Source organism: Hydrogenophaga sp. GW823-FHT04C09, from assembly GCF_058796355.1.
Genome location: NZ_JBXAIO010000004.1, coordinates 511,804 through 531,933, shown reverse-complemented (window position 1 = coordinate 531,933; position 20,130 = coordinate 511,804). Strand labels below are relative to the sequence as shown.

The following is a 20,130-nucleotide window of genomic DNA, read 5'->3' as shown; positions in this document are numbered from 1 at the left end:
CCACCCCCCCCCCCCCCCCCCACCAGCGTGCTGACGAGGGCCGCGCGGCGGTCGGTCACGTTCGCCATTTGCTCGAGCAGCGCGCGCACGTTGTTGCCGTCGCCCTTGGCGTAGCCGAATTGCGTGGCGTAGTACGCCGTGTCCACGCCGGGCAGGCCACCGAAGGCCTCGACGCACAGGCCCGCATCGTCGGCCAGCGCGGGCAAGCCGCTCTCGCGCGCGGCATGGCGCGCCTTGGCCAGCGCATTCTCGATGAAGGTGCGGTGCGGCTCGGGCGCTTCCGGGATGTTGAGGTCGGCCTGGCGCACCAGTTCCACGCCCAGCGGCGCGAACAACGCCTGCAGCTCGGCGAGCTTGCCGTTGTTGTTGGACGCCAGCACCAGCTTCATGCCAGCCCCAGCGCCTCGCGCTGCGCCGCCACCAGGTCGGCGATGCCTTTTTCGGCCAGGGCCAGCAGCGTGTTCATCTCGTCGCGCGTGAAGGCCGCGCCCTCGGCCGTGCCCTGCACTTCCACGAAGTGCCCGGCGCCGGTCATGACGACGTTCATGTCGGTGTCGCAGGCCGCGTCTTCCACGTACTCCAGGTCGAGCAGCGGCTTGCCGCGCAGGATGCCGACCGAGATCGCGGCCACCTGGTCGCGGATCGGCGACACGGGCAGCTTGCCTTGCGCCATCAGCTTGGCCACCGCGTCGTGCGCCGCCACGTAGGCGCCCGTGATGCTCGCGGTGCGCGTGCCGCCATCGGCCTGGATCACGTCGCAGTCCAGCGAGATGGTGCGCTCGCCCAGCGCCTTCAGGTCGAACACGGCGCGCAGCGAACGGCCGATCAGGCGCTGGATCTCCTGCGTGCGCCCGCTCTGCTTGCCCTTGGCCGCCTCGCGGTCGCTGCGGGTGTGGGTGGCGCGCGGCAACATGCCGTACTCGGCCGTCAACCAGCCTTCACCGCTGCCGCGCTTGTGCGACGGCACTTTTTCTTCCACCGAGGCGGTGCACAGCACCTTGGTGTTGCCGAACTCGATCAGCACCGAGCCCTCGGCGTGGATGGTGTAGTGGCGGGTGATGCGCACCGGGCGCAACGCATCGGCGGCCCGTTGGCCGGGTCGGGTCATATCGCTCATGGGAAACCTCGGGAGTTCAGGAATTGCGTTCGGCCGTGCGGCGGATCGCGGCATTGATCTCGGCGATCGAGCGTTCGATCGCCGCGTCGTCCATGTCTTCGATGGAAGGGTCGGGAATGCCCGACTGGATGGTGGAAGCAAACACGCCGTCGTCGATGTCTTCGGTGGAGACGCGGGTGGACTGGAATTCGTCCGCCGTCTCCCACTCCATCGCCAGCACGGTCACATTGTCGCAGCGCGGGCCGCCGCGCTTGAGCGCCATCTCCACCAGCTCGGGCACGGCCTGCTCCAGCGGCCGCTTGGACAGCTCGGACGTGATTTCCTCGTCGCTGACCGTGCCCCACAGGCCGTCCGAGCACAGCAGCACGCGGTCGCCCTGCATCAGGTGGACCGGGCCGGAGAGGTCGAACACCGGCTTGGCGGGTGAGCCCAGGCAGGTGAAGAGGATGTTGCGGTTGATGTGGTCGGTGGCGCGGCCCAGGTGCTGCTGCTGCTCCATGTAGGAGTGGTCGCGCGTGCGCGTGAGCATTTCGCCGTGGCGCACGACGTACAGCCGCGAATCGCCGCAGTGCACCCAGTGCACGTGGTTGCGCTCCATCACGGCCGCCACCAGCGTGGTGCGCGGGGTGTCGAGCATGCCTTTTTCAGCGGCGTAACGGATGATCTGGTGGTGCGCCGCCATCAGGGCGCTGGAGAGGAACTCCGGCACTTCCCGCACCGTGGGGTTGGCGGCCTTCTGGAAATACGCCGAAAAGGTCTGCAGCGCGAGTTGCGCCGCCATCGCGCCTTCGGGGTGGCCGCCCATGCCGTCGGCCAGCACGAACAGACCCGACTCCCGGGTGTAGGCATAGCCCATTCGGTCTTCGTTGCGCTCCCGGCCCCCTTGGCGGCTGATCTGGTAGACCGAAAACTTCATCGAAACTTGGTCGCGGCGTTGGTGGACTTGCGCAGGGACTTCTTGTTGTCCGACACGATGTTGTCGAACTGCAGCCGCATCTTCTCGGCCACGGTGAGTTTGGTGTAGCTGCGCTCGGTCTCGCGGCTCAGTTCCTTTTGCAGCGCGAACACCGATTGCGGGCGCGACAGCGGATCCAGCGACATGCACCACTCGACCACCTCGATGAGGTTGTCGGAGTACACGCCGCGCAGGCGCGAAAGCGCCAGCGAGAGGCGGTCTTTCTCCAGCCGCTGGGGCGCATCGTTGGGCGGGTAGCCCTGCATGCTGGCGTAGATGCAGGCGCCGATCGCGTAGATGTCGGTCCACGGGCCCATGGAGGAGTCGCGCCGGTACATCTCGGGCGCGGCGAAGCCGGGCGTGTACATCGGGCGGATGAAATTGCCTTCCTTGCTCAGCACCTCGCGGGCGGCGCCGAAGTCGATCAGCACCGAGCGGTTGTCGTCGGTCACGAAGATGTTGGCCGGCTTGATGTCCAGGTGCAGCATCTTGTGCTGGTGCACGATGCGCAGGCCGCGCAGCACCTCGTCGTACAGCGAGCGGATGGTCGATTCGCGGAACACCTTCTGTTTCTTGAGTTCACGCGCCGTGATGATGAATTCCTGCAGGGACGCGCCCTCCAGGAAGTTCATGACCATGTAGACGGTCTCGTTCTCGCGAAAGAAATTGAGCACGCTGACCACCGACTGGTGGGAGATCTGGGCCAGGGCCCGGCCTTCTTCGAAGAAGCTCTTGAGGCCCAGCCGGTACAGCGACAGCTTCTCCGGCTGCACCTGGGGCAGCAGCTCGCCGGGGCCGCGCGAGGCCAGCGACGAGGGCAGGTATTCCTTGACGGCGACCTGCTGGCCTTCCGTGTCCACGGCCAGGTACACCACGCCAAAACCGCCCGCCGCCAGCTTGCGGACAATGCGGTAACCACCGATCACGGTGTCCGGCGGCAGCGGTGCGGGTTTGACCTTTGACATAATTCGGATGGTTTCCGGAACGCCTCGTTTTGGACCACTCACCCTGATGGGCAAAGTTCAATGGCAGTTTACAGCATGACCGGCTACGCCTCGGCCCACTCGGGCGGGTCTGCGGCCCCGGCCAGCGCCGAGTCCAGCCGCGAGTCCCAGGCCGGTGTGGGCGTCGAAATCCGCTCCGTCAACAGCCGCTTTCTCGACCTCACTTTCAAGCTGCCGGACGACCTGCGCGCCACCGAACCCGCGCTGCGCGAACTGCTGGGCGCACGCCTCAAACGTGGCAAGGTGGAGGTGCGGGCCTGGATCGAAGGCCGCTCCGACACCGTGCCGCGCACGCCCAGCGCGCTCGACCTGCAGAAACTCGTGGGCCTGCAGGACAACGTGCGCGCCTGGCTGCCCACGGCATCGCCCCTGTCGGTGGCCGAGGTGCTGCAGCTCACCTCGCGCCAGCAGGGCAACCCCGGCGAGTTGAACGAGGCCCTGGTTACTTTGGCACAGACCGCGCTGGACGGCCTTACCAGCGCCCGTGAACGCGAAGGCAAACGCCTGGCCACCATGCTGCTCGACCGCCTGGGTCAGCTGCGCCAGCTTGCCAAGGACGCGCAACCCCTGATCCCGCAACTGGTCGCGCAGCAGCGCCAGCGCTTCATCGACCGCTGGAACGAGGCCCTGGGCGCGGGTGCATCCGCCACGGCGCAAGGCAGCGCCATCACCTCCGACATGGCGCAGGACCGGGCCCTCACGGAAGCCACCGCCTTCGCCATCCGCATCGACGTGGCCGAAGAATTGACCCGGCTCGACTCCCACCTGACCGAGATCGAGCGCCTGTTGAAGAAGGGCGCCGAGGTCGGCAAGCGGCTCGACTTCCTGATCCAGGAACTGCACCGCGAGGCCAACACCCTGGGTTCGAAGTCGTCCAACCTCGAACTCACCCGCATCTCGGTGGACATGAAGGTGCTCATCGAACAGATGCGCGAGCAGGTCCAGAACATCGAATGACATACGGCCCCCACGCTCCACCGCTGCGCGGGTCGCTGCCCCCCAAGGGGGCGCGTTTCGCCTTGGGGCGGCCCGGCGGCGAAACCCAACTTCTTGCCTCGTAATGGAATACCCCGGAAACCTGTTTGTCGTCGCGGCCCCCAGCGGGGCCGGCAAGTCCAGCCTGGTCAAGGCCTTGATGGAGCTCGATTCGCGCGTCGTGCCATCGGTCTCGCACACCACGCGCCCGCCCAGGGGCCAGGAGCTGCATGGCCGGGAGTACTACTTTGTAAGCAAGGAAACCTTCGACCAGATGGTCATCCAGGGGGCCTTCTTGGAGTGGGCCATGGTGCATGGGAATCGCTACGGCACCTCGAAAATGGCCATCGAGCAGCGCATCAACCAGGGCGCCGACGTGGTGCTGGAGATCGATTTCCAGGGGGCTATCCAGGTCAAGCGCATCTTTCCCAACGCCGTGCTGATCTTCATCCTGCCGCCAAGCTGGGAGGAATTGCGCTCGCGGCTGGAGCGCCGGGCGGAAGATACCGCCGAGGTGATCGAATTGCGCCTGCAGAACGCCGCCACCGAGATGGCCCATGCCAGGGAATTCGACTTCGTTATAATCAACGAGTTGTTCGAGCGGGCCTTGTTTGACCTCAAGGCCATCGTCCATGCCCAGCGGCTCAAGTTTTCCGCTCAGCGTATCGCCCGCGGCGATACCTTCCAAGCGCTCAACATCCTCTGATTCACCGCCCATTTCCTGGAGCCCGCCCATGGCACGCATCACCGTCGAAGACTGTCTGGAAAAGATCCCCAACCGCTTTCAGCTCGTGCTGGCCGCGACCTACCGCGCCCGCATGCTGAGCCAGGGCCATGCGCCCAAGATCGAGAGCAAGAACAAGCCCGGCGTGACCGCCCTGCGCGAGATCGCCGACGGCAAGGTCGGCCTGGAAATGCTCAAGAAAGTGCCCCTCTGAGGCCTTTCAGGTCCCTCGAAAGAAAACACCGCGCTGCGGTGTTTTTTTTCGCCCCTGCTCCGGACGTATTCATGCGCCTTGCACAGACTCTGTGCATGGACTCAGCGGGATCCATCGTCTCGCGCTAAAGTATGCAGATGATCACCGAGGCCGACAACGGCACCCTTCAGTCCCCAGCCGAGCAGGCGCATCCGGCCGCGAGCGCCGCTGCGGCGAGCTTTGCCGCGCTGCTGGGCAAGTTGGATTACCTCGGTCCGACCGACATTGAAAGCATCCGCCAGGCCTACCGGTTCGCCGACGAGGCCCACCTGGGCCAGTTGCGCAAGAACGGTGACCCGTACATCACCCACCCGATCGCGGTGGCCGCCCAGTGCGCCGAATGGAAGCTGGACGCCCAGGCGCTGATGGCGGCGCTGATGCACGACGCCATTGAAGACTGCGGCGTGACCAAGGAAGAACTGGTGGAGCGCTTCGGCGCGCCCGTGGCCGAGCTGGTGGACGGCCTCACCAAGCTGGAGAAGCTGGAATTCGACACGCGTGAGCAGAACCAGGCGGAGTCGTTCCGCAAAATGCTGCTGGCCATGGCCAAGGACGTGCGGGTCATCCTGATCAAGCTTGCCGACCGCACCCACAACATGCGCACCATGGGCGACATGCCGCGCTCGAAGTGGCAGCGCATCAGCAGCGAAACCCTGGAAATCTACGCACCCATCGCGCACCGGCTGGGCCTGAACTTCACCTATCGCGAACTGCAGGACCTGGCGTTCCGTTTCCTGCATCCCTGGCGCTACGAGGTGCTCTCCAAGGCCCTCAATAAATCGCGCAACCGCCGCCGCGACCTGATCGCCCGCGTCCAGCGCGAGGTGGAAGCAGACTTCGTGCGGCACGGCATGAGCGTGCGCATCATGGGTCGGGAGAAGACGCTGTATTCGGTCTACCGCAAGATGGACAACAAGCACCTGTCGTTCTCGCAGGTCACCGACATCTACGGCTTTCGCATCATCGTCCCCGAGCTGACCGACTGTTACACCGGGCTGGGCGTGCTGCACCAGCTCTACAAGCCGCTGCCGGGCAAGTTCCGCGACTATGTGGCCATTCCCAAGGTCAACGGCTACCAGTCGCTGCACACCACGCTGATCGGCCCCTTCGGCACCAACATCGAGTTCCAGCTGCGCACGCACGCCATGGACGTGGTGGCCGAATCGGGGGTGGCCGCGCATTGGCTCTACAAGGCCAGCGAACCCAACAGCGACACTTCGCAACGGCTGGGCACGCAATGGCTGCAGTCCTTGCTGGACATCCAGCAGGAAACGCGCGATGCGGCGGAGTTCTGGGACCACATCAAGATCGACCTCTTCCCCGATGCGGTCTATGTGTTCACACCCAAGAGCAAGATCATGGCGCTGCCGCGCGGCGCCACCGTGATGGACTTCGCCTACGCCATCCACAGCGACGTGGGCAACCACACGGTGTCGGCGCGCATCAACGGCGAGCAGCGACCGCTGCGCACCGAGTTGGCGAATGGCGACGTCGTCGAGATCGTCACGGCCGAGAAGGCCGAGCCCAACCCGACCTGGCTGTCCTTCGTCAAGACCGGCCGGGCGCGCTCGAAGATCCGGCACCACCTCAAGACGGTGGCACAGGAGAAGTCACACGAGCTGGGCGAACGCATGCTCGGCCAGGCCCTGCGCTCCGAAGGCATCGCGACCCTGCCGTCCGAAGTGGGCCCACACCACGCGACCTGGGAAAAACTGCTGCGCTTCACCGGGAACAAGTCGCGCGCGGAGCTGCTGTCGGACATCGGCATGGGCAAGCGCATCGCCAGCATGGTGGGCAAGAAGCTGGCCGTGCTGCTGGCCGAAACCGGCCTCAAGCCCGACGCCCTGCTGATCAGCACCGAGCGCTACGCCAGCGGCCGGGACGAATCGGTCTCGCAAGGTGTGGTCACGCTCGACGGCAGCGAGGGCCTGTCGGTGCAGTACGCGCCCTGCTGCAAGCCGATCCCGGGCGACCGCATCGTCGGTTACCTCGGTCGTGGCGAGGGCCTCGTGGTGCACGCGGACGACTGTCCCACCGGCAAACGCCTGCTCTTGCGCGATGGCGAACGCTTCCTGGAAGTCGAGTGGGCCGACGAACCCGTGCGCTCGTTCGACACCACGGTGATCGTGACCGTCACGAATGGCAAGGGGGTGCTCGCGCGCGTGGCGTCCAGCATCGCAGCGGCCGAAGCCGACATCACCCATGTGGACATGGGCGATGAACCCGCCCAGACCGCGACGGACATCCGTTTCTCGGTGGCAGTGCGCGACCGCCAGCACCTGGCCGATGTGTTGCGCAGCCTCAAACGCACCACCTCGGTCATCAAGGCGCAGCGCTACAAGCCCTGACTTCAGGCGCCCTCGCCTGGCGCCGGATACCGCACGCTCAGCACTTCGAGCTCCTGCACGCCGCCAGGCACCACGAGCTTCACCACATCGCCCACCCGCGCCTTGAGCAGGGAACGCGCCACGGGAGAGATCCAGCTGACCTGGGCCTGAGCGCTGTCGGCTTCGTCCACGCCCCGGATCGTCACGGTGGTCTCCTGCCCGTTGTCGTCGGCGTAGGTCACGGTGGCACCGAAGAACACCTGATCGCCACCAAAGTGCAGCGAAGCGTCGACGACTTCGGCGATCTCGAGCCGGCGGGTCAGGAAGCGGATGCGCCGGTCAATCTCGCGCAGGCGCTTCTTGCCGTAGAGGTAGTCACCGTTCTCCGAGCGGTCGCCATTGCTGGCCGCCCAGTGAACGATGTCCACGATCTTGGGACGTTCGTCGTCGATCAGCGAGAACAGTTCGGCGCGCAACCGGTCGTAGCCGGCGCGGGTGATGTAGTTCTTGCCACCGGGCACGGGCGCCGCGGCCGGCAGATCGTCTTCATCGTCCGAATCGGTTTCGCGGGTGAAGGCCTTGCTCATGGTGGGCGATTCCCAGGCAAAAAATGAAAAAGCCCGCAGCTTTTGGCTGCGGGCTTCCATATGGTGCGGCTGGCAGGAATTGAACCCACGACCCCTTGGTTCGTAGCCAAGTACTCTATCCAACTGAGCTACAGCCGCGAAGCCTCGAATTATAGCAGCATTTTTTTGGTAGGCCGTGTTGGACTTGAACCAACGACCAAAGGATTATGAGTCCTCTGCTCTAACCAACTGAGCTAACGGCCCGCCCAAGGATTGTAGGGGGGCTTATTTGTGGTGGCTGAGCGCGTTACCAACCAGCTTGGCCGTGACATCAACAATCTGGATCATGCGCTCGTACGACATGCGCTGGGGGCCGATCACACCCAGCGTGCCCACCACCTGGCCGTCCACCTCATAAGGGGCAGTCACCACGGACAGGTCTTCGTAGGGCACGACCTGGCTTTCACCACCGATGTAGATGCGCACGCCATCGGCCTGGGCCGACACATCGAGCAAACGGATCAGCTGGGTCTTCTGCTCGAACAGGTCGAACATGCGGCGCAGGTTGCCCATATCGCTGGAGAACTCGCTGACGGAGAGCAGGTTTCGTTCGCCCGACACCACCACCTCGTCCTGGGCCTCGCTGGCCTCGGCTCCGATATCGACCGCCGCCTTCATGAGATCGGCGATCTCGCCGCGCAGGGCGTCCACCTCGGTCTTGAGGCGCTCGCGCACCGCCTCCATGGTGAGACCGGAGTAATGGGCATTGAGAAAGTTGGCGGCTTCCAGCAGTTGTGGCTGGGTGAAGTTGACCTGCGTGTGGATGATGCGGTTCTGCACGTCGCCCTCGGGCGACACGATGATCACGAGCACGCGCCGTTCGGACAGGCTGAGGAATTCGATGTGGCGGAACACCGAGGCGCGCCGGGGTGCCATGACCACGCCCACGAACTGCGACAGGTTGGACAGCATCTGCGCGGCGTTGCTGATGACACGATGCGGCTGCCCCGCCTCGATGCCCGGGGCACCCATGTCGCTCACCGTAGGCAGGCTTTCGCGGCGCACCGTGAGCATGGTGTCCACAAACAGCCGGTAGCCACGGGCCGTGGGAATGCGGCCGGCCGAGGTGTGCGGGCTCGCGATCAGCCCAAGCTCCTCGAGATCGCTCATCACGTTGCGGATGGTGGCCGGCGACAGCTCCATGCCGGCGGCCCTGGCGAGCGTGCGCGAGCCCACGGGCTGGCCGTCGGCGATGTAACGCTCGACGAGGGCTTTGAGCAACAACTTGGCGCGGTCATCCAACATGGCTTCATTCTAAGGACGGATGCCCCCGACGGTACCGCCGACGCACAGGGTTTTATGCCATTCCGCCACAGGAAAGCTGTGTTGTAATTTCCGAATGAGCATGTCAACCGACACCCGGTCCACGACCGCCCGATGGAACCGGCCCCTGCGTTTTGCGCATGTCGTCATTGTGGGCAAGTACCACGCACCCGGTGCGCGCAATGCGGTGGACGAGATCGCGCACTTCCTGCACGACGAAGGCTGCGACGTTTCGCTGGAAAAGGAAACCGCCGCCAACACGGGCTTGCTGCAGTATCCGGCGCTCGACGTGCCGGCCATGGGCAAGGCTTGCGACCTCGCCCTGGTGGTCGGCGGCGACGGCACCATGCTCGGCATCGGGCGCCAGCTCGCGCGTTATGGCGTGCCACTGGTGGGCATCAACCAGGGTCGGCTGGGCTTCATCACCGACATTCCTTTTGACAGCTACCAGGAAAAGCTGCGCCCCATGCTGCGCGGCGAGTTCGAGGAAGACGCGCGCGCGCTGATGGCGGCCACGGTCTGGCGCGATGGCCGTTGCGTGTTCGAGGCCACGGCGCTCAACGACGTGGTGGTCAACCGGGGCGGCGTGGCGAGCATGATCGAGTTGCGCGTGGAGGTGGACGGCCATTTCGTGGCCAACCAGCGCGCCGACGGCCTCATCATCGCGTCGCCCACCGGCTCTACCGCCTATGCCCTGTCGGCCGGTGGCCCCCTGCTCCACCCCGGCATCGGCGGCTGGGTGATGGTGCCGATCGCGCCACACACGCTGTCCAACCGGCCGGTGGTGATTCCTTCGCACAGCGAGATCGCGGTGGAGATCGTCTCGGGTCGCGACGCCAGCGCCAACTTCGACATGCAGACGCTCACCAGCCTGCTGCATGGCGACCGCATCGTGGTGCGCCGCTCCGAACATGCGCTGCGCTTGCTGCACCCGGTGGGCTGGACCTACTTCGACACCTTGCGCAAAAAGCTGCACTGGAACGAAGGGGCCTGAAAGCCCGGTCAGAATAGCGGCTGCGCTCCCATTTCATCAACGCCGCGCCTCTTACACCCATGAGCCTCAGACGCATCGTTTTGCGCGACTTCGTCATCGTGCAGTCCCTCGAACTGGAGCTCGGCTCCGGCTTTGGTGTGCTCACCGGGGAAACGGGCGCCGGCAAGTCCATCCTGATCGACGCCCTGCAACTCGCGCTGGGCGCGCGCGCGGAAAGTGGCGTGGTGCGCGAAGGTGCGGCGCGCTGCGACATCGCGGCCGAGTTCGATGCCCCCGCTTCGCTCACGCCGTGGCTGGAGGAACAGGGATTTCCCGTCGAAGACGGCCTGCTGCTGCGCCGCACCGTGGACACCGAGGGCCGCAGTCGGGCCTGGATCAATGGCAGCGCGGCCACCGTGACCCAGCTCAAGGCCCTGGCCGATGGCCTGGTGGACATTCACGGCCAGCACGCCTGGCAAAGCCTCACGCGCGCCGATGCGGTGCGCGACCTGCTCGACGCCTATGCCGGCATCGACACCGCGCCGGCGGCCCGAGCCTGGACACAGTGGCGCCAACGCCGCAAGGCGCTGGATGCCGCCATCGAAAAACAGGCCACGCTGCAGCAGGAAAGCGAACGCCTCGCCTGGCAGATCGCGGAACTCGACAAGCTGAGCCCTCAGGCCGGCGAATGGGAGGAGCTCAATGCCCAGCACAGCCGGCTCGCCAACGCCCAGGGCTTGCTTGACGCGGCCCGGGTCGCCGCAAACGCGCTGGGCGAAGACGATACCAACGCCGCAGCCCTGGTCCACCGTGCGCTCTCGGCCCTACAGGCACAGGCCCACATCGAACCGCAGTTCGCCAGCGCCATCGAAGCGCTGGAGGCCGCGCTCGCTCAGGTGCAAGACACCGTGCACAGCCTGCACCAGTACAGCCGTCACACCGAACAGGACCCCGCCAGCCTGGAGGCGCTGGACCAGCGCCTGTCGCTCTGGGTTTCGCTGGCGCGGCGCTACCGCCGCACGCCGGAAGAGCTGGCCGAGGTGCACGCGCAATGGAAGGCAGAACTCGCCCAGGTTGACCAGGCGCTGGACATCGAAGCCCTGCAACGCGCCGAGCGCGCCGACTGGAAAACCTTTGGCACCGCCTTGCAGGCCATCAGCAAAGAACGGCAGAAGGCAGCCCCCAAGCTGTCCAAGGCCGTCACAGCCACCATGCAGACGCTGGGCATGCAAGGCGGGGTGTTCGAAGTCGCCTTGCTGCCGCTGGATGAACCCCAGGCCCAGGGCGCGGAGCAGGTCGAGTTCCGCGTCGCAGGCCACGCGGGCGCCACACCCAAGCCGGTCGGCAAGGTGGCTTCGGGCGGTGAGCTGTCTCGCATCGCCTTGGCCATCTCGGTCGTCACCAGCCGCTTGGGCCAGGCGCCCACGCTGATCTTCGACGAGGTGGACTCGGGCATCGGTGGGGCCGTGGCCCACACTGTGGGCCAGTTGCTGCGCCAACTCGGCAAGGACCGCCAAGTGCTTGCCGTGACCCACCTGCCCCAGGTGGCCGCTTGCGCCGACCACCACCTGCTCGTGAGCAAGCAGGCCGTGGGCCGCCAGACCCAAAGCACCGTCGAGCCCATCGCCACCGACGCGCGCGTGCGCGAACTCGCCCGCATGCTGGGCGGTGGCGAACAGTCCGAAATCTCGCTGGCGCATGCCCGCGAAATGCTGGCCGTGTGAAATACGCAGCCGTTGCGATGAACCCGATTGACGACACCCCAATCCATCTGGTCCTGATCACCGGCATGTCCGGCTCGGGCAAATCGGTGGCACTCACCGCGCTCGAAGACGTGGGCTTCTACTGCGTGGACAACCTGCCACCCGAATTGCTCGAGTCCTTCATCGAACTGGAGCAGAGCAACCAGGCCCCCCGGGTGGCCATTGCCATGGATGTGCGCAGTGCCGCCTCGCTGCCAGGCCTGCCCAGACGCCTGGCCCAGCTGCAGCGCCGAGCCCACCGGCCGGTGCACCTCACCACGGTGTTCCTGGACGCCACCACCGACACGCTGGTGCGCCGCTTCTCGGAAACGCGCCGCCTGCACCCCCTCTCGCTCAAGCAGGCCCACGACCAGCACCGCGCGCTGACCGACGCGATCGAACACGAACGCGAGCTGCTGGCCGAATTGCGAGAGCAGGCGCTCGTGCTCGACACCAGCCTGATCCGTCCCACGCGCCTGCGCAGCCAGATCAAGGACCTGCTCGGTGCGACGCAGGCGCCCCTGACGCTGGTGTTCGAGTCCTTCGCGTTCAAGCGCGGCATTCCCATGGACGCCGACTTCGTGTTCGACGTGCGCATGCTGCCCAACCCGCACTACGAACCCGAACTCAAACCCTTGAGCGGGCTCGATGCCCCGGTGGCCGCGTACCTCGCGGCCCAGCCCGAGGTGGGGCAGATGGAAGAGCAGATCACCGCCTTCCTGCGCCACTGGCTGCCACAGATGCTGCGCGACCACCGCAGCTACGTGACGGTGGCGATCGGCTGCACCGGCGGCCAGCACCGCTCGGTGTACCTGGTGGAGCGGCTGGCCGACACCTTCGCGCCCGACTGGTTCACGCGCGTGCGCCACCGCGAAGACGACAACTGGCCCGGGCCGGCGAGCCAGGCGGCCGAGCTGAGTTAACTCAAGGCCGACAACAGCTGGCGCACAGGCGTCGGCAGACCGTGGTCGATCAAGGCGCCTGCGGGCACCCATTGGCCTTCGGGCAAACCGTCAGACCCTTGACCTTCCCGCAGATCCAGCAGCAAGGGGTGCAGGCGCAACTCCCGGTGGGTCAGGCTGTGCGACACCGGCTCGAGCGGCTGTAGCCGCCGGGCAAACCCGGATGACAGCGACGCCTGCAAGGCCGGCTCATCGGCGAACACGGGCGGGCAGTACAGCCCGGCCCAGATGCCCGGTGCGGGCCGGCGCTCCAGCCAGAAGGCTTGTTGCCCATCGGCACCGGTGCCCCGCACCAGCAACAGCCACCAGTTCTCGAAACGGCGTGCCACACGGCGGGTCTTGACCGGGAAGCGCGAAATCTGATCCGTCCCGTGCGCGCGGCACACCATCTGCACCGGGCAGCGCCCGCACAGCGGCTTGGTGCGCTGACACACCGTCGCGCCCAGGTCCATCAAACCCTGCGTGTAGGCCGTCATGTCCTCGCGCGTGGGGGCGTCCGGCAACAAGGCCTGGGCGAGCGACCAGAGTTCGCGCTGCGGCCCGGCCTGCGCCAGGTCACCTTCGAAGGCAAGCAGGCGCGACAACACCCGGCGCACATTGCCATCGAGGATGGAGATGCGCTCGCCGTGGCAGAACGCCGCGATCGCCGCGGCGGTGGAGGCACCGATGCCCGGCAGGGTCTCGAGTTGCTCGGCCGTGTCGGGGAACACACCGTGGTGGTCCTTCACCACCGCCTGCGCGCAGCGGTGCAGGTTGCGCGCCCTGCTGTAGTAGCCCAGGCCGCTCCAAAGGGCCATCACGTCATCGGGCAACGCGGCGGCCAGGGCGCGCACGTCCGGGAAACGCTCCAGGAAACGGGGGTAATAGGACAGCACGGTGCTGACCTGGGTTTGCTGCAGCATGACCTCCGACAGCCACACCCGGTAGGGATCGCGGGTGTTCTGCCAGGGCAGGCCACTGCGGCCCGAATGGCGCTGCCATTCAATGAGCAGGGGCGCAAAAGTGATGGGCAGTGCCGCCCCCACGGGGTTCACCGAAATCGCCTCGGCGCTCATGCCGCGAGCGCTTCGTCGGAGGGTTCTTCTTCGGGTGCGGCCAGCAGGTGGTCGGTGAGCTCGGCCAGTTTGACGTCGAGCTGATTCAGCTCGGCCTGGTGCGATTGCAGCTCCCGGATGCGTTCGTCCAGACCACCAGCGGCCTGCTGGATGCGCGACACGGCCTCGATGCGCCGGCTGAAATTGCGGCGGCGCTCGCGCAACTGCGCATCGAGCTGGGCGGCGGCGGATTTGTTCCACAGCTCCACCTCGTTGACCGCGGTGTCGTACACCACGCGCAGCCGGCTCATGAGCGCACGCGCCAGGCGCTCGGCAAACTCGGGCTGCGCCAGGCGCAGCGCGTTGCCCAGGCTGAGGTACTGCAGGTGGCTTTTCTCGATCAGGTCGAGGTCTTTCACGTACTGTCCCAGGCGCGGCGGCGTGGGCGCCTGCAGCGAGAAACCGTACTCGGCATTGAGGTTCTTGAAGCTGCCTTCCAGCATGGACTGGATATCACCCGCCATGCGATCGGCCTTGCCCATGTCGGTGCGCAGGCGGTCGAAGGTGTGGTCGTAGGCGCGGCGCACGCCCAGCTTGATGCCGGGCTGCTTCAAGGCCTTGCCCAGGGTCGCCACCTCGGCCTTGAGATGGGAAGAGCTGAGCATCGCGAACAGGTCCTTGAGCAGGCGCAGGTGCACCGAGCGCACCGCCTGGATCTTGGCACCGCTCGCATCGAAGTCGGCCTGCTCCTGCTCGATGCGCAGGCGCATCTGCTTGATCACACCGGTGTTCTTGCCGCGCAAGCCTTCGAGTTCCTGGATCTGCTCCACCAGGTCGCGCGCTCGGGTGTGCACCATGCGGCCGGTTTCCGAGCGAAGCGCCTGGATGCCATTGGCCACGGCCGCGCCCAGGATCTTGCGGCGCTGACCCAGCAGATCCACGCCCAGAGCGGTCTCCAGCTCCATCAGGTTGCTGGCGGCCAGCAGCTTTTTGTCGCGGTGCACCTTGGCCAGCAGGCCCTTCTGCGCCGACACCGCCAGCACCTGGCGCGGCGACAGGCCAAGGATCTCGGCCGAGTCGGTGCGCTGCGAAGCGATCTGCAACTGCACCTGCTCGGGCGAGCTCAGTGCGTCCCACATGGTGTCGATCTTGTTGAGCACCACCAGCCGGGACTCGCGCCCCTCGCCCAGCACCGCAAGGTGCTGGCGCCAGATGGTCAGGTCGGACTTGGTCACGCCGGTGTCGGCCGCGAGGATGAACACCACCGCGTGCGCCTGCGGCAGCAGGCTCACGGTGAGCTCCGGTTCGGCGCCGATGGCGTTGAGGCCCGGGGTATCGAGAATCACCAGGCCTTGCTTGAGCAAGGGGTGCGCCATGTTGATCAGCGCATGCCTCCATTTCGGCACCTCGATCAGGCCGTCCGGGCCAGGCAAGGGGTTGTCTTCGGGCACCTCGTCGTGCCAGAACCCCAGCGCCGCCGCTTCCGCCTGCGTCACGCGGCGCACCTCGGCCACCTTCTGGATCGCGCGCGCCAGCTGCTTGGGGTCGTTCACGTCGAGATCGACCCGCTCCCACTTCTCCAGCGCATTGCGCCAGTCCAGCAGCGATTGCGGCTGCAGGCGGGTTTCGATGGGCAGCAGGCGCAGGCACGGCGGCACTTCCGCGTCATAGCCCAGCTCGGTGGGGCACATGGTGGTGCGCCCGGCGCTGGCGGGCATGATGCGACGGCCATAACCGGCGAAGAACACCGCGTTGATCAGCTCGGACTTGCCACGCGAGAACTCGGCCACGAAGGCCACCATGATCTTGTCGTTCTTGACCTGCGCATGCAGCTGGTCGAGGCGCTCTCGCACGCCAGACTCCATGAGGTCGTGGTCGGTCAACCATTCGGACAACAGCTTCAGGCGCAAGGCAAACTGCTTGCGCCACACACCGTGCTGATCGAATTCCTGGTTGAAGCTCATGGGCCTTGTGTCTCTGTCAATAGGTCAATATAGCATCGGCACACAGGAGAAAGCTGACCGGTCGGAAAGACCGACAGCCGGGCGCCCGGGCACAAAACCGCACCGCTGGCGCGTCACTTTTTCTGACACACGGGGCAGAAGAATGTGGACCGTTGGCCCTGCCGCATCGCCTTGACCGGCGTCCCGCAGACCCGGCAGGGCTGGCCCTCGCGGCCATAGACCATGGCATCGAGCTGGAAGTAGCCGCTCTGCCCTTCGGCACTGGAGAAGTCGCGCAAGGTGCTGCCTCCCAACGCCACCGCTCGCTGCAGCACCGACACAATGGCCGCGTGCAGCCGCGCCGCGCGGGGCTTGCTCAGGCGATCGGCGCGCAGCGCGGGGTGAATGCCCGACATGAACAGCGCCTCCGACGCATAGATGTTGCCCACGCCCACGACGATGTCGCCCGCCATCAGCACCTGCTTGATGGCGGAGCGCCGCAGCTTCAGGGCCCGGTGGAAACTCACTGCATCGAAGCCGATCTCCAGGGGCTCGACCCCCAGGCCGCCCAACAGCTTGAGCACCCGGGCGTCCTCCAGAGACGGGGCATAGACCACCGCACCAAAGCGGCGCGGGTCGTGCAGGCGCAGCACCCCGTGGCTGGTCAACAGTTCGAAGTGGTCGTGCACGCCGCGCGGCGGCAGGCTGGGGGCGAACTGCAGGCTGCCCGACATGCCCAGGTGCAACAGCAACACCCCCTCGTCCAGATGCACCAGAAGGTACTTGCCGCGCCGCGCCACCGAGCGCACCTGGCGCCCGGCCAGGCTCGAAGGCTCACAGCCCAGAGGCCAGCGCAGCGGCTTGCCCAGGGACAGCGCACGCACCTGGGCGCCCGCGATGCGGTCGGCAAAGCTGCGGCGCGTGACTTCGACTTCGGGCAATTCGGGCATGGCGGGTGGTTTTTCTGCAGGGGTCCGGAACGCCGGTGCGGTCTTGGGGTCACACCCCCGTGCCCCTGAACCCTTCCCATTATCATGACCCGATGAACACCTTGCACCGCACCGCGACCCTGGTTCTCTTGGGCTTGGCTTTTGGCGCGGCCGCGCAGCCTGCCCCACCGGCCGCGCCACCCGCAGCCGCCGCCCGGCCCCCCGCAAGCGGGCCCGCCGTGGTCAATTCGGCCCTCAACGCGCCCCTCTTCTACCAACTGCTGCTGGGCGAACTCAATGTCAGCGCGGGTGAGCCGGGCACGGGCTATTCGCTCATCCTGGACGCGGCACGCCGCCAGAAGGATCCGGAGCTGTACCGGCGCGCGGTGGATGTGGCCTTGCAGGCCCGTTCGGGCGAGGCCGCGCTGACCGCGGCGCGCGCCTGGGCCCAGGAAATTCCGAACAGCCCGGAAGCCAACCGCTTCGTGCTGCAGATCCTGCTGGCGCTCAACCGCGTGGGCGAGACCGGCCCGGTGCTGCAGGCCATCCTGCAAGCCAGCCCGGTGACCGAGCGCAACGACACCATCAACGCCATTCCGCAAACCTACGGGCGCATTGCCGACAAGGCCCTGGCGGCGAACGTGGTGCGCGAGGCCCTGGCGCCCTCGCTCAAACAACCCTTCCATGCCGCGGCGGCTTGGACCACCGTGGGCCGCATGGAGCTGGCGCAGGACCAGTTGCCCCCGGCCCTCGCGGCGGCGCGCGAAGGCCATGCGATCGATCCTGCATCGCCCTACCCGGCCCTGCTCGCGCTGGAATTGATGGAGCGCGGGAAAAACGACGCCGAGGCCATCGTGCGGCAACAGCTGCAGACCGGCAATGCCGCCACGCCGGGCGACACCGCCGTGGCGCTGGCCTATGCCCGCATCCTGGTGGACCTGCAACGCAACAGCGAAGCGCGTGCGCAACTCGAAGCGCTCACCGCGCGCCAACCCGACCAGGCCGAACCCTGGTTGCTGCTGGCTTCGCTGCAGGCGCAAGACAACGCGTTGGCGCCCGCCACGGCGTCGCTGCAGAAGTACATGGCGCTGGCGCGCCAGTCGGGCGACGAGCGCACCGCGCGCGGCCTGACGCAGGCCTACCTGCTGATGGCGCAGATCGCGGAAAAGCAGAACGACTTTCCCGCCGCCAATGCCTGGCTGGACCGCATCGAGAACGCCGACGACATCATGGCCGCCCAGATGCGGCGCGCCTCGCTGCTGGCCCGCCAGGGCCAATTGCCCCAGGCCCGCGCGCTGTTGCGCGGCCAGCCCGAACGCCGGCCCGAAGACGTGCGCCTCAAGCTGGTCGCCGAAGCGCAGTTGCTGCGCGACTTCAAGGCCTACCAGCAGTCCTACGAGGTCTACAACGAGGCCGCCACCCGCTTCCCTGAAGACACCGACTTGATCTACGACCAGGCCATGATGGCCGAGAAGGCTGGGAAACTGGCCGACATGGAGCGCCTGCTGCGCCAGCTGATCGCCCTCAAGCCCGACTACCACCACGCCTACAACGCGCTGGGCTACTCGCTGGCCGAGCGCAACATGCGCCTGCCGGAAGCCAAACAGCTGATCGAGAAGGCGGTCTCGCTCGCGCCGGGCGATGCCTATATCCAGGACAGCCTGGGCTGGGTCGAATTCCGCATGGGCAACAACGCGCGCGCCCTGTCCATCCTGCAGGCGGCCTACGGCAAACGGCCCGACCCGGAAATCGCCGCGCACCTGGGTGAGGTGCTATGGGTGCAAGGCCAGCGCGAGCAGGCGCTGAAGATCTGGCGCGAAGGCCTGCTTCTCGCGGCCGACAACGAAACCCTGCAGGCCACCCTCAAACGCCTGCAAGTCAAACCATGACCGTGCGGGCTTTCCCCTGGCCCAGGCTGCAGGGCCGCTTGGCCGTGCTGGCCTTGGCCGCCGTGCTCTCGGCTTGCGCCACACCGCCTCGCTCGGCACTGCCTGGCGAAACGGTGTGGAGCGGCCGCCTGTCCCTTCAAGTCGACAGCGCGCCACCCCAGTCGTTTTCCGCCGCTTTCGACCTGCGCGGCGCCCCCGCCGAAGGCGAGCTGCAACTCACCTCGCCCCTGGGCAACACGCTGGCGACCGTGGTGTGGACGCCCCAGAGCGCCGAGTTGCGCCAGGGCGGCCAGGTCACCCGGCGCGGCAACCTGGACGAGCTCACCACCGAACTCAGCGGCACGGCGGTGCCGGTCGCGGCGCTGTTCGGCTGGCTGCGCGGCGAGCAAGGCGATGTGCCCGGTTGGCAGGCCGATCTGTCGCGTCAGGCCGAAGGCCGCATCACGGCACGCCGCTCCACCCCCTTGCCCACCGCCGAACTGCGCGTCGTCTTCCAGCCATGACCTCCCACGCCCCCGTGCGGCGCCTGCTGGACGTGCCTGCGCCCGCCAAGCTCAACCTCTTTCTGCACATCACCGGCCGACGGGCCGACGGTTACCACCTGTTGCAGTCCATCTTCATGCTGGTGGACTGGTGCGACCACCTGCATTTCGAGCGCCGGGCCGATGGCGCGATCAGCCGCGAGGACCTCACGCCCGGCCACCTGCCGGCCGAAGACCTGTCTGTGCGGGCCGCACGGGCCCTGCAACAGGCCACCGGCTGTGCTCACGGCGTGCACATCGGCCTGGAAAAACGCCTGCCCGCCGAGGCCGGCATGGGCGGCGGCTCCTCGGACGCGGCCACGACCCTGCTGGCCCTGAACCGGCTCTGGGGGCTGGGGTTGAAGCGGTCGCAGCTGGCGGCGATCGGTTTGCAACTGGGCGCCGACGTGCCGTTTTTCATCGGCGGGCGCAACGCCTGGGTGGAAGGCGTGGGCGAGCAGCTCACCCCCGTGGCCCTGCCGCCCACCCGCTTCCTCGCGGTCAAGCCGCCCACGGGCGCCTCCACCCAACGCATCTTTGGCTCGCCCGAGCTCAAGCGCGACACAAAAACTGCTACAATCCAAGGCTTTGCTGCAAATGACTCGCGTGAAGGCGCGGTGATCGATCTCCAGAAAGTTCTGGCCGTCGGACACAACGATCTTCAACCCGTGGCGCAGGCGCTCTGTCCCGATGTGGGGCATTGCATTCGATGGCTCGACAGCCATGGATTGCAAGGGCGAATGACCGGATCGGGAACCGCGGTGTTTGCACAGCTGCCGCAGGCAGTGGACCTGACAGACGCCCCCGGCGGCTGGATGGTTCGAGAATGCGGCAACATGGATGCACATCCATTGCTCGACTGGTGCACCGATTAGAATCGGCAGCGCACAGCC

19 protein-coding genes and 2 tRNA genes are annotated in these 20,130 nt (G+C 66.7%); 10 read left to right on the top strand and 11 right to left on the bottom strand.

The features are described from left to right. From AC1Q9M_RS14810 to AC1Q9M_RS14795, 4 genes are all read right to left on the bottom strand, one after another. Positions 1 to 389, bottom strand: a 389-nt coding sequence (locus AC1Q9M_RS14810; RefSeq protein WP_492434451.1) for a non-canonical purine NTP pyrophosphatase, incomplete at its 3' end; no start/stop codon positions are given. Beyond that, complete coding sequence (rph, locus tag AC1Q9M_RS14805; RefSeq protein ID WP_382325701.1) at positions 386 to 1,066, bottom strand: ribonuclease PH; 681 nt, start codon at positions 1,064 to 1,066, stop codon at positions 386 to 388. The genes rph and AC1Q9M_RS14810, both read right to left, overlap by 4 nt. Before the next feature lie 67 nt (positions 1,067 to 1,133). After that, positions 1,134 to 2,033, bottom strand: coding sequence for a PP2C family protein-serine/threonine phosphatase (locus tag AC1Q9M_RS14800; RefSeq protein ID WP_204733641.1), 900 nt, complete (start codon positions 2,031 to 2,033; stop codon positions 1,134 to 1,136). After that, positions 2,030 to 3,037 (bottom strand): serine/threonine protein kinase, encoded by a 1,008-nt coding sequence (locus AC1Q9M_RS14795; protein ID WP_066268004.1) that lies wholly within the window; start codon positions 3,035 to 3,037, stop codon positions 2,030 to 2,032. The genes AC1Q9M_RS14800 and AC1Q9M_RS14795 overlap by 4 nt, the downstream gene beginning before the upstream one ends. 60 nt (positions 3,038 to 3,097) lie before the next feature. Here AC1Q9M_RS14795 and AC1Q9M_RS14790 point away from each other — a divergent pair, with 60 nt between their 5' ends. From AC1Q9M_RS14790 to AC1Q9M_RS14775, 4 genes are all read left to right on the top strand, one after another. Beyond that, positions 3,098 to 4,033, top strand: coding sequence for a YicC/YloC family endoribonuclease (locus tag AC1Q9M_RS14790; protein ID WP_382321371.1), 936 nt, complete (start codon positions 3,098 to 3,100; stop codon positions 4,031 to 4,033). 103 nt (positions 4,034 to 4,136) lie between these two features. Continuing rightward, entirely contained in the window at positions 4,137 to 4,757 is a 621-nt protein-coding gene (gene gmk / locus AC1Q9M_RS14785; protein WP_382155690.1) for a guanylate kinase, read from the top strand. A 28-nt stretch (positions 4,758 to 4,785) separates the two neighbouring features. Further along, the gene (gene rpoZ, locus AC1Q9M_RS14780) at positions 4,786 to 4,989 is read left to right on the top strand and encodes a DNA-directed RNA polymerase subunit omega (RefSeq protein WP_066268010.1); all 204 of its coding nucleotides are present in this window, start codon (positions 4,786 to 4,788) and stop codon (positions 4,987 to 4,989) included. A gap of 137 nt (positions 4,990 to 5,126) precedes the next feature. Continuing rightward, positions 5,127 to 7,376 (top strand): RelA/SpoT family protein, encoded by a 2,250-nt coding sequence (locus AC1Q9M_RS14775; protein ID WP_444687500.1) that lies wholly within the window; start codon positions 5,127 to 5,129, stop codon positions 7,374 to 7,376. Positions 7,377 to 7,378: 2 nt separating this feature from the next. Here the strand turns inward: AC1Q9M_RS14775 and greB are convergent, their stop codons facing one another. From greB to hrcA, 4 genes are all read right to left on the bottom strand, one after another. Further along, positions 7,379 to 7,942 carry a transcription elongation factor GreB gene (gene greB, locus AC1Q9M_RS14770; RefSeq protein ID WP_382155687.1) on the bottom strand — a complete coding sequence of 188 codons (564 nt, stop codon included), beginning with the start codon at positions 7,940 to 7,942 and terminating at the stop codon, positions 7,379 to 7,381. A gap of 61 nt (positions 7,943 to 8,003) precedes the next feature. Then, a tRNA-Arg gene (locus AC1Q9M_RS14765) sits at positions 8,004 to 8,080 on the bottom strand. Between the two features lie 28 nt (positions 8,081 to 8,108). Next, positions 8,109 to 8,185: transfer RNA gene (locus AC1Q9M_RS14760), tRNA-Ile, on the bottom strand. A gap of 21 nt (positions 8,186 to 8,206) precedes the next feature. Beyond that, positions 8,207 to 9,226: a heat-inducible transcriptional repressor HrcA gene (gene hrcA / locus AC1Q9M_RS14755; protein WP_382155312.1), complete on the bottom strand. Its 1,020-nt coding sequence runs from the start codon at positions 9,224 to 9,226 to the stop codon at positions 8,207 to 8,209. Positions 9,227 to 9,326: 100 nt separating this feature from the next. Here hrcA and AC1Q9M_RS14750 point away from each other — a divergent pair, with 100 nt between their 5' ends. From AC1Q9M_RS14750 to rapZ, 3 genes are read left to right on the top strand one after another with little or no spacing between them, the layout of a single operon-like run. Further along, positions 9,327 to 10,238 (top strand): NAD kinase, encoded by a 912-nt coding sequence (locus AC1Q9M_RS14750; protein WP_297394066.1) that lies wholly within the window; start codon positions 9,327 to 9,329, stop codon positions 10,236 to 10,238. A gap of 59 nt (positions 10,239 to 10,297) precedes the next feature. Beyond that, positions 10,298 to 11,941 carry a DNA repair protein RecN gene (gene recN, locus AC1Q9M_RS14745; protein ID WP_492434446.1) on the top strand — a complete coding sequence of 548 codons (1,644 nt, stop codon included), beginning with the start codon at positions 10,298 to 10,300 and terminating at the stop codon, positions 11,939 to 11,941. 17 nt (positions 11,942 to 11,958) lie between these two features. Further along, complete coding sequence (rapZ, locus tag AC1Q9M_RS14740) at positions 11,959 to 12,882, top strand: RNase adapter RapZ (protein ID WP_492434444.1); 924 nt, start codon at positions 11,959 to 11,961, stop codon at positions 12,880 to 12,882. Here rapZ and mutY read toward each other — a convergent pair. The 3 genes from mutY to mutM all read right to left on the bottom strand — a co-directional run bounded on the left by mutY (position 12,879) and on the right by mutM (position 16,848). Further along, positions 12,879 to 13,976: an A/G-specific adenine glycosylase gene (mutY, locus tag AC1Q9M_RS14735; protein WP_492434442.1), complete on the bottom strand. Its 1,098-nt coding sequence runs from the start codon at positions 13,974 to 13,976 to the stop codon at positions 12,879 to 12,881. The two genes, rapZ and mutY, sit on opposite strands and share 4 nt — an antisense overlap. Next, positions 13,973 to 15,919 (bottom strand): dynamin family protein, encoded by a 1,947-nt coding sequence (locus AC1Q9M_RS14730; protein ID WP_382155301.1) that lies wholly within the window; start codon positions 15,917 to 15,919, stop codon positions 13,973 to 13,975. Before AC1Q9M_RS14730 ends, mutY begins: the two co-directional genes overlap by 4 nt. A gap of 113 nt (positions 15,920 to 16,032) precedes the next feature. Beyond that, a complete protein-coding gene (gene mutM, locus AC1Q9M_RS14725) occupies positions 16,033 to 16,848 on the bottom strand; it encodes a bifunctional DNA-formamidopyrimidine glycosylase/DNA-(apurinic or apyrimidinic site) lyase (protein WP_382155298.1) in 816 nt (271 codons plus the stop codon). A gap of 92 nt (positions 16,849 to 16,940) precedes the next feature. Between mutM and AC1Q9M_RS14720 the strand changes: the two genes are divergently transcribed. From AC1Q9M_RS14720 to ispE, 3 genes are read left to right on the top strand one after another with little or no spacing between them, the layout of a single operon-like run. Next, the gene (locus tag AC1Q9M_RS14720) at positions 16,941 to 18,716 is read left to right on the top strand and encodes a tetratricopeptide repeat protein (RefSeq protein ID WP_492434439.1); all 1,776 of its coding nucleotides are present in this window, start codon (positions 16,941 to 16,943) and stop codon (positions 18,714 to 18,716) included. Further along, positions 18,713 to 19,219 carry a lipoprotein insertase outer membrane protein LolB gene (locus AC1Q9M_RS14715; protein ID WP_382321385.1) on the top strand — a complete coding sequence of 169 codons (507 nt, stop codon included), beginning with the start codon at positions 18,713 to 18,715 and terminating at the stop codon, positions 19,217 to 19,219. Before AC1Q9M_RS14720 ends, AC1Q9M_RS14715 begins: the two co-directional genes overlap by 4 nt. Before the next feature lie 14 nt (positions 19,220 to 19,233). Next, positions 19,234 to 20,112 (top strand): 4-(cytidine 5'-diphospho)-2-C-methyl-D-erythritol kinase, encoded by an 879-nt coding sequence (gene ispE / locus AC1Q9M_RS14710; RefSeq protein ID WP_492434458.1) that lies wholly within the window; start codon positions 19,234 to 19,236, stop codon positions 20,110 to 20,112. Positions 20,113 to 20,130 lie beyond the last annotated feature (18 nt).

Bases quoted from the DNA above. Each gene is read 5' to 3' on its own strand.
- AC1Q9M_RS14800 (WP_204733641.1), bottom strand. From the start codon at position 2,033: ATGAAGTTTTCGGTCTACCAGATCAGCCGCCAAGGGGGCCGGGAGCGC.
- AC1Q9M_RS14795 (WP_066268004.1), bottom strand. From the start codon at position 3,037: ATGTCAAAGGTCAAACCCGCACCGCTGCCGCCGGACACCGTGATCGGT.
- AC1Q9M_RS14790 (WP_382321371.1), top strand. From the start codon at position 3,098: ATGGCAGTTTACAGCATGACCGGCTACGCCTCGGCCCACTCGGGCGGG.
- gmk (WP_382155690.1), top strand. From the start codon at position 4,137: ATGGAATACCCCGGAAACCTGTTTGTCGTCGCGGCCCCCAGCGGGGCC.
- rpoZ (WP_066268010.1), top strand. From the start codon at position 4,786: ATGGCACGCATCACCGTCGAAGACTGTCTGGAAAAGATCCCCAACCGC.
- AC1Q9M_RS14775 (WP_444687500.1), top strand. From the start codon at position 5,127: ATGATCACCGAGGCCGACAACGGCACCCTTCAGTCCCCAGCCGAGCAG.
- greB (WP_382155687.1), bottom strand. From the start codon at position 7,942: ATGAGCAAGGCCTTCACCCGCGAAACCGATTCGGACGATGAAGACGAT.
- hrcA (WP_382155312.1), bottom strand. From the start codon at position 9,226: ATGTTGGATGACCGCGCCAAGTTGTTGCTCAAAGCCCTCGTCGAGCGT.
- AC1Q9M_RS14750 (WP_297394066.1), top strand. From the start codon at position 9,327: ATGTCAACCGACACCCGGTCCACGACCGCCCGATGGAACCGGCCCCTG.
- recN (WP_492434446.1), top strand. From the start codon at position 10,298: ATGAGCCTCAGACGCATCGTTTTGCGCGACTTCGTCATCGTGCAGTCC.
- rapZ (WP_492434444.1), top strand. From the start codon at position 11,959: ATGAACCCGATTGACGACACCCCAATCCATCTGGTCCTGATCACCGGC.
- mutY (WP_492434442.1), bottom strand. From the start codon at position 13,976: ATGAGCGCCGAGGCGATTTCGGTGAACCCCGTGGGGGCGGCACTGCCC.
- AC1Q9M_RS14730 (WP_382155301.1), bottom strand. From the start codon at position 15,919: ATGAGCTTCAACCAGGAATTCGATCAGCACGGTGTGTGGCGCAAGCAG.
- mutM (WP_382155298.1), bottom strand. From the start codon at position 16,848: ATGCCCGAATTGCCCGAAGTCGAAGTCACGCGCCGCAGCTTTGCCGAC.
- AC1Q9M_RS14720 (WP_492434439.1), top strand. From the start codon at position 16,941: ATGAACACCTTGCACCGCACCGCGACCCTGGTTCTCTTGGGCTTGGCT.
- AC1Q9M_RS14715 (WP_382321385.1), top strand. From the start codon at position 18,713: ATGACCGTGCGGGCTTTCCCCTGGCCCAGGCTGCAGGGCCGCTTGGCC.